The following is a 6,105-nucleotide window of genomic DNA, read 5'->3' on the forward strand; positions in this document are numbered from 1 at the left end:
CGTATCGAAAACCGCCGAGGCTCTAATCGCCGTTGGATGAAGATTCAGAGGCAGGTCAATCCTCACATTCAGAGAAGTCGTATGTCCGAAATATCCCGCTCAGCATCAGCAGCGCCAGATGGGGTCTCCTTGCCGCTTACGTTTAGACGCCAGCGTCAGTCCGAGAACTGATCAAGTGCCGCTTGGAAGTCCGCGGACCTTGAGATTAATAGCTTCCAGCAGCTGCGACACCTCGCCAGTCACGCCGTGTTCCGGCTCGACTGGCGCCATACTTTCGGCTTAAGCTTCTCAGCAAATTACTGCCAGGTTGGGATGCGGAGCTGCGAGCGCCCAGGAAAAGGCCGCGGGAAAGGGCGGCGAGACGCCATCTAAACTCATCGGGTGCCCGCCTCCATGGCCCACCTGCCAGCCGCCACCGACGCCGTAACACCTCCACACCACAAATATCGATGCGGGAATGGAGAGATTCGGTCGTCAGCAGACATGTTATCAAGCAGCCGGATCAGATCTATTTTCGAACTCAAGAAACCAAGCGTAAGTAGCTCTAATGCCGTCCTCAAGCGAGATACGCGGCTTCCAGCCCATGTCCTGCAGCTTCTGATTGCTCATCAACTTTCGCGGCGTGCCATCGGGCTTGGAAAGATCATGAATGATCTCACCCTCGTAACCGACAACGCGGCAGACCAAGCGCGTCAATTCGATGATTTCGAGATCTGTCCCCGAGCCGACATTGACGTGCTGCGAGCCCGAATAGGTCTTCAGCAAAAACACTAAGGCGTCGGCGCAGTCATCGACATGAAGAAATTCTCGGCGCGGGGTGCCTGTGCCCCAGACGACCACCTGCGGGTCTTTGCGAAGTTTCGCAGCATGCGCCTTGCGGATAAGCGCAGGCAGCACATGGCTGGAATTCAGGTCGAAATTATCACCAGGGCCGTATAAATTCGTCGGCATGGCCGAAATGTAATCCCGGCCATATTGCTTGCGATAGGCCTCGGCGAGCTTGATGCCGGCGATCTTGGCGATCGCGTACCATTCGTTGGTCGGCTCGAGCGGACCGGTCAGCAAAGCCTCTTCGGAGATCGGCTGTGGTGCGAGCTTGGGATAAATGCAGCTTGAACCCAGGAATAGAAGCCGGTCCACTCCCGCGCGGTGGGCGGCTTCGAAGATGTTCGCTTCAATAATCAAATTGTCATAGACAAATTCTGCGGGATAGCTGTCATTCGCAAGGATACCGCCAACCTTGGCAGCGGCAAGAATGATTGCGTCAGGTCGCGTTGCTTCAACAAATTTCTCAACCTCGTCCTGGCGCTTTAAATCGACCTCGCGGCGAGTGGCCGTGATGATGTTGCACTCTTCGGATTGAAGCCGGCGAACAAGAGCGCTGCCGACCATACCCCGATGACCGGCAACCCAGATTTTCTTGTTGGACAGGTCGTACACTCAGATCTCTTTCCTGCTGTTCATGGCTTTCCAGTGCTTGATATCTTCACGCACCATTTCAGCGGCGAGTTCGCGAACCGGGGTCTTGTGGTGCCAGCCCAATTTCTGACGTGCCTTGGTCGGGTCGCCAAGCAAAAGGTCGACTTCCGTCGGGCGGAAATACCGCGGGTCGATTTCCACAAGGCAGGCACCGGACGCGGAGTCATAACCCTTTTCGTCGATGCCGGACCCCTTCCATTCCAAAGCAATGCCCACGTCGGCAAAAGCCCACTCTAAAAACTGGCGGACACTCGTCGTCTCACCGGTCGCCAAGACGTAGTCATCCGGCTTGTCCTGCTGTAGCATGCGCCACATGCCCTCGACATATTCACGCGCGTGGCCCCAGTCACGCTTGGCGTCGAGATTGCCGAGGAAAAGCTTATCCTGCCGCCCCAAATGGATGGCAGCCACCGCCATCGTTATCTTGCGCGTGACGAAGGTCTCGCCCCGAAGCGGGCTTTCGTGATTGAAAAGAATGCCGTTCGACGCATGCATGTCGTAGGCCTCGCGATAATTCACGACGATCCAGTAGGCATAGAGCTTGGCTGCGGCATAGGGAGAACGCGGGTAAAAGGGCGTCTTCTCGTTCTGCGGCACTTCCTGCACAAGACCGTAGAGTTCCGAGGTCGATGCCTGGTAGAACCGGGTCTTTTCCTCGAGACGCAGGATTCGAATCGCTTCGAGCAATCTCAGCGTTCCAACACCATCGGCGTCTGCTGTATATTCAGGGGTTTCGAAGCTGACGCCCACATGGCTTTGTGCAGCAAGATTATAGATTTCGTCGGGCTGTGTCTGCTGCACGATCCTAAGGAGATTGGTCGAGTCGATCATATCTCCATAATGCAGGATGAAGCGCGGATGAGCTTCATGCGGATCCTGATAGATGTTCTCGATGCGGCCGGTATTAAAAGATGAGGATCGTCGCTTGATGCCATGCACTGTATAGCCCTTGCTCAGAAGCAATTCGGCCAGATAGGCACCATCCTGACCAGTCACACCAGTAATAAGCGCAATTTTTGTCATTTTTCACGTCGCCTTCAATCTTCGGGATGTGTTTATGGAAACGACCGAACGAGTGCAACCCCGTATACCCAAGCCCGGTTAAGCGACTTGCGTATTATAGGTCTCTGCGGTTGACGCGGAACCGGCACAATGAAACTAGTCTAGGCGGTGGTGACAAATTAATCATTTGAGCCATAGCATGATGCTTGCGAGCTTGAAGAAGCAGCAAGTTTGTCGCATCGGGCTGCGACGCGACGCCACCGTTTAAGGTTGGCATAGAAGCTCTCAATACCCTCCGTCCTAACTATTGAAATGATTAGGCCCCGTTCCAGTCATCCACGGGTGACGTCCCTACTCATCACCATCAACCAACCTGCCGGCTCACCGGCGGGCGCGCTGTCCTGCGCGAAAACAAGGAGATCAACCATGAAAATCCTGTGTGTCCACCCCCACCAAGGAAGCCGGCCTGCGCGACTGCGTGGCGTTCGTTGATGTCGATCTCAATGACGATGTCAGACTTTACGGCCCTCGCCTCGTGCGACAGGCGGACGGCAACCATTTGGTTTATGCGCCGCAGGCAGTGGCGCCCGGCGCACCGCCGAGTTAAGGGCTTAAGCGAGGCTGGCGCTGCCGCTCTTGCCGGGAGTGGCGCGGTTCATTAAGTTTCGTTCACGCAGTGCTTGCATTGGAAAGATCGGCTGGATTGGTGAGGCGTCGAGATGACATGCAAAATAATTGCCGCGTTCATTTTGGGTGTCTGTGTCTTGGCCACCGTATTTGCCAGTGCGAGTGATCCCTATGTGCCCTCGGCCTGGCCAGAGATCCACGCCCCTAAGACCGGCCGGCTGGCGCCGATGTCTACGCCCTGATCTTATAGTCGGCGCCGTCACGGGCTTCCCTTGTAGCAATCACGCATCCTTCGCGTATCCCAGGCACAAGGCGGCCATTGCCTCAAGTTTCCTCTAATTGTTCGCCTACCTGCGGGTCCGATGCACCCTCCGAACTTCGCGAACCTCATTCGCAGTCCTGGTAAGAACATCAGCGGCATCCTACCGCGAATATATGCCCTTATCCATCAACAAACATGATGTTCACGGCAGCGAGCGAGTTCGCGCCAAACATCGCGGCGTGTTCCGTGTCCCACAGATTGTTGTCCGATGCACCTCCAATGCATGTTCTTAATGCATAAGAGCAGACCGGAGCTTTAAGGTCGAAACGTGGCACGTCGGTCAAAGTTTGGGAATTCGATCACGAATTCCGGCCATCCAAGCCGACCTGGAGATTACTGTAACGCCTTAAGAACTTGATCGGTCACCATGTCGGCCCCGGGTGCCAACAGGTGGTCATCATCATAATAAAGTGGTTGTCCGTCCCGCTGACCGAAGCACCTCCCGTCGACGCCATTGCTGCATAGAACATCTGCTGGCCGCACCTTTCGAAGCAATGCGGATTCTTCAATCTGGTCCAGGACAGCAAGCGCAAACTTGTTCCGCTCCATATAAACTGCCTCGGATGTCGATATCTCTCATAGCCCTGCGTGGTGAAGATTGACTTTGGCAATATCCCAGCCCAACTCAGGTATCGGATAGACTACGACAACCCTTTTTCCGATGTTTTTTCAAGCCTTGTAGAAGGCCGTTAACCGCTAGGTCCTTTGATCTTGCGTCGGTCTAGAACAACGCGTTAACGGCTGCACAGTTCTCGCAGTAATCCTCGATCTCCTCGTCTCCTTCGCCATTGTCGAATGTTAGCCGATCAGTCTCTCCTGGGATCGGATACAGGCGAAATGTCCAACGAATTGCGACAACGATCTCGTCAACGTCGCTTGGAACATAGCTCTGCAGTCGCTGGAAGGAAGCAAGACACTGCGAGAGTTGGGTGCCTGGTTTTTCGCAGCCGCGTCGAAATATCCGCTCTGCTCCCAAAAAACGATATTGAACACGAACAATGAGACGCCGATCGGGCCCTCTGCAAAGCCTTTCATGTCCATTGGAAGGAGCAGAAACCAACGACCACTCCGCCGTCATCGAAGTCCGATCACTCTCCGCAAATGGGCTGGAGCTCTATTGCATCCGATTGACCAGCGGGGAGATGCATGGCCACCCGTTCCGTACGGGGCAGGGCGCATACACGTGAAAGCCAACGAGAACCACTTTGAAGACCGGAGTGAAGCGAGCTCTAACTCGTGATCTTTTTGAAAACAGGGCGGCACGTGTTGCTACTGCGATTGCCCCGATGATCCTCATGCCTCGCGCTGCCGGTTACATCCCACCGAACACAGCCACGCTTGAGCATCTGATCACCAACCGCCGGAGGGGCTGGACCAGGCTCGCTAACATGGCCGCAGCCTGCCGTGAGTGCAAGGACCTGCGCGGATCTGCAATGGACTGGCTCACCTTCAAGACATACCGGCGTGGCGAGTGTGGAAATTCATTCCCTATGGCGCGGCGATCAGGATGAGTCTCACCTTGATTCTCGCCGCGCACATTGCCGGATGCAAATTCCAAGTCGGCCGCGCCCTGGCCGACAGTGGGGATTGCGTAACGCCGCATAGACGTGACTCCCGCTCATCTAACACCAGGCCGACGCGGTCACCAACTGCGCCCCCACCAGCAGCGCGCGCCGGATCGCAAAACTCTTGTGGGCAGACTTCAAGCGCCGCATTCGCAATGAGGAGAGCCAAAAGCCGAGGGCATGCCTCCCCGCCCCTGGCGTGCAAAGCATGCCAGGGACACGGTTCGCCAATTGATCGGCTACGGCGTCATCTTGGGTTTGGACGACTGCTTTCGTGCCGATACGATCCTTTCCAAAATCCGTTTCAAAACGCCCCTCCCCGCACGTCCGTGATGACAGGAGACCATTTGGCAGCAGTCCGCATTGCGGCGCATGCCGTGGGCTACCCGTCGATCGCTCTCGCAACCGTTCTGCAGTTCGAACTATGGATGCGGCAAAAGGATGCTGTCGGCGAGTGGGAGCCAGCAGACGACGTGGACCAAGGCGGCATCACCTATAAAAAAACAGGTGGATGAAGGGCCTGCTTTGGTCCCACATCAACGAGAATATGGTGTTGCGTAAATCGCACACAAAAACAGGTTTTGCCGTCGAGCATGATCTCAAGCTCCATCTGACAGTCCTTGAGGAGATTGAGCTTGGCAATCGAGAAGCGAATCGGCCGGTGATCATCTCCAAAGCCACCGGCGCACCGGACAAGAATCGGAAATTCACCGAACGCTGGCGCAAATTCGCGGAACAAGGGCGGCAAGGGCATACGGCATTAATCACCTACTTCTGATAGATAAGTCGGTGCGGAAGACCGTAATTTCCGATTATTTCAGTTGCGCTCGTTGCAGAAAGCGACAAGAAGGTGGTTGTCCATTGATCTGCGAGACGCTGGTAAGCAATGCCTGAAAATACTCCCACTGAGACGCCACGCTCAGGTTGGTTCTTAGTGCCGATGCAAGCGCTCGTCGCCCCTCTGCTGGCGATGCCGCGTGTTGCCAAACGCGCCCTGGCCTTGCTGGTGGATTCCAGCTTTTGTGTTCTGACGATCTGGCTCGCCTATTGCTTCCGCCTCAACGAATGGACGGTGCTGACCGGCGTGCAATGGTTGCCGGTCGTCGTTTC

General features: G+C 55.6%; 6 protein-coding genes and 3 pseudogenes. 4 read left to right on the forward strand and 5 right to left on the reverse strand.

The window, feature by feature from the left end:
- Nucleotides 1–171: 171 nt before the first annotated feature.
- From G9X64_RS36520 to G9X64_RS37350, 4 genes and pseudogenes are all read right to left on the reverse strand, one after another.
- Nucleotides 172–329: pseudogene (locus G9X64_RS36520) on the reverse strand (terminase small subunit-like protein); the annotation flags it as partial.
- Between the two features lie 160 nt (nucleotides 330–489).
- On the reverse strand, nucleotides 490–1,440 hold the full coding sequence (gene fcl / locus G9X64_RS11240) for a GDP-L-fucose synthase (RefSeq protein ID WP_312864037.1): 951 nt from the start codon (nucleotides 1,438–1,440) through the stop codon (nucleotides 490–492).
- Entirely contained in the window at nucleotides 1,441–2,502 is a 1,062-nt protein-coding gene (gmd, locus tag G9X64_RS11245; RefSeq protein ID WP_171376568.1) for a GDP-mannose 4,6-dehydratase, read from the reverse strand.
- A gap of 162 nt (nucleotides 2,503–2,664) precedes the next feature.
- Nucleotides 2,665–2,774 (reverse strand): annotated as a pseudogene (locus G9X64_RS37350) (IS5 family transposase); the annotation flags it as partial.
- Between the two features lie 146 nt (nucleotides 2,775–2,920).
- Here G9X64_RS37350 and G9X64_RS11250 point away from each other — a divergent pair.
- Entirely contained in the window at nucleotides 2,921–3,088 is a 168-nt protein-coding gene (locus G9X64_RS11250; protein WP_171376569.1) for a hypothetical protein, read from the forward strand.
- A gap of 675 nt (nucleotides 3,089–3,763) precedes the next feature.
- On the opposite strand, the gene G9X64_RS37270 is transcribed toward G9X64_RS11250, so the two are convergent.
- Nucleotides 3,764–4,003: an SGNH hydrolase domain-containing protein gene (locus G9X64_RS37270; RefSeq protein ID WP_376766394.1), complete on the reverse strand. Its 240-nt coding sequence runs from the start codon at nucleotides 4,001–4,003 to the stop codon at nucleotides 3,764–3,766.
- 1,339 nt (nucleotides 4,004–5,342) lie between these two features.
- Between G9X64_RS37270 and G9X64_RS11255 the strand changes: the two genes are divergently transcribed.
- The 3 genes and pseudogenes from G9X64_RS11255 to G9X64_RS36530 form a co-directional block, all read left to right on the forward strand.
- Nucleotides 5,343–5,510, forward strand: coding sequence for a hypothetical protein (locus tag G9X64_RS11255; RefSeq protein WP_171376570.1), 168 nt, complete (start codon nucleotides 5,343–5,345; stop codon nucleotides 5,508–5,510).
- Nucleotides 5,507–5,773 (forward strand): hypothetical protein, encoded by a 267-nt coding sequence (locus G9X64_RS11260; protein ID WP_171376571.1) that lies wholly within the window; start codon nucleotides 5,507–5,509, stop codon nucleotides 5,771–5,773. The genes G9X64_RS11255 and G9X64_RS11260 overlap by 4 nt, the downstream gene beginning before the upstream one ends.
- Nucleotides 5,774–5,881: 108 nt before the next feature.
- Nucleotides 5,882–6,105 (forward strand): annotated as a pseudogene (locus G9X64_RS36530) (polysaccharide biosynthesis protein); the annotation flags it as partial.

Origin of the sequence: Rhizobium sophorae, from assembly GCF_013087515.1 — a bacterium.
Taxonomy (GTDB): domain Bacteria; phylum Pseudomonadota; class Alphaproteobacteria; order Rhizobiales; family Rhizobiaceae; genus Rhizobium; species Rhizobium sophorae.